This is a genomic window from Mucilaginibacter sp. P4_G9, from assembly GCF_056400985.1.
In genome coordinates, this window is sequence record NZ_JBFUKF010000710.1 from 1 (window position 1) to 1,553 (window position 1,553).

Consider the following 1,553-nt stretch of genomic DNA (forward strand, 5'->3'; position numbering starts at 1 on the left):
CCATAAATTCCGAAAGGAATGAATAATAAGATGCCTGCTGCGCATAGTACTTTTTTAACAACCTCTAATTTTAAAAATAATGAGCCCTTACCCATAACTTTTAAAATGTTTAAATTATATGCATGCAACGGATACATTATGCCGCAAACACATAAAATTTGGAAATAAGGCACTGCAGGCAACCACTTATCCGTAAGCAAAACATGAAACAATGGCCTGGCAACCACACATAGAAAGATCAAAGCGGGCGCATTCCAGAAAATAACTTGCTGCATCAGTTTTTTATAAACATTTTTTAGCTGTACGGGATCATGAGCTATCTGCGCAAACATTGGATAAGTAACTTTATTAATGGCTGCCGAAATATTACTTATTGGTAATTGACTAAGAGAATCTGCGCGGGAGTAAAAACCAAGCTGCGCTGCAGAAAAATACTTGCCTATGATAATTAAATAAAGGTTTTGGTATACGGTATCAATTAGCCCCGATACTGTCATTTTATAACCAAAATTGATATGTTTTTTAAAAAGCGCCCTATCAAACAGTAAACCTGGTCGCCAGGGTGAATAAATCCAGTGCAAAGCTGTTGATAAAAACGAAGTACATAATCCCATCCATACCAGGCTCCACACACCATAACCCAATTTTGCAAGTAAAATACCCAAAAGACCGCCTCCTATAGCTGCAGGTATTTGAATATTGGTTTGCAGTTTAAACTTCATATCCTTAATTAGTAAGGTGCTTTGTACACCAAAAAAAGCGTTTATAATTAAAATAAGACTATAAACACGTACAACCGCTTTTAATATTGGCTGATTATAAAAATCGGCTATGAGTGGAGCGAATAAAAAAAGTAACGCATATAACAAAGAACTACCGGCGAGGTTAAAATAAAAGACCGTTGAAAAATCCCGGTGATCTGCATCAGGAGTACGAATCAATGATGCAGTTAAACCACTATCTAATAACGAGTTACCAATTGCAATAAAAAGCGACAACATGGCTATCAATCCAAATTGTGACGGATCCAAAATGCGGGCAAGGAAAATAGATATACCAAACCCCACTATTTTTGCACTAATCTGCTGCCACAAAGACCATAATATGCCCGAAACAGCTTTTTCTTTATAAGTCATATTATTTTTACAGGCGGGCGTTTACAATGTTATCTGGAAAAAATGCTTTCAGATCATAAAGGACGGTATTGGGTTTACACATATCTTTAAGATTAATCTCCTTAAATTCGTCATGTGCTACGGCAAGTAAAATACCGTCATAAGTTCTTTTTTTAGATTCTCCGTTCTCACATATTACCCCATAGGCTCGTTTTGCCTGCTCGGCGTTAGCCCATGGATCATGTATATGTACTTTTACCTTATACTCTTCCAGGCGCCTAACGATGTCTATTACGCGTGTATTTCTAACGTCGGGACAGTTTTCCTTAAAGGTAAAACCAAGTACCAGTACTTCAGCATTAATCAATGATGTGCCACGACATGTAATTTGTTTTATAAACTGATCGGCCACATATGCGCCCATTGAATCATTTATAC

The 1,553-nt window shown here is 37.0% G+C and carries 2 protein-coding genes; both read right to left on the bottom strand.

All coding sequences use genetic code 11. The features are described from left to right. A partial coding sequence (locus AC1DPZ_RS26945) for a lipopolysaccharide biosynthesis protein (RefSeq protein ID WP_477409306.1) occupies window positions 1-1,136 on the bottom strand: 1,136 nt, incomplete at its 3' end. 7 nt (window positions 1,137-1,143) lie between these two features. Beyond that, window positions 1,144-1,553 (bottom strand): UDP binding domain-containing protein (locus AC1DPZ_RS26950; protein WP_477409308.1); only part of this gene is annotated, 410 nt, incomplete at its 5' end.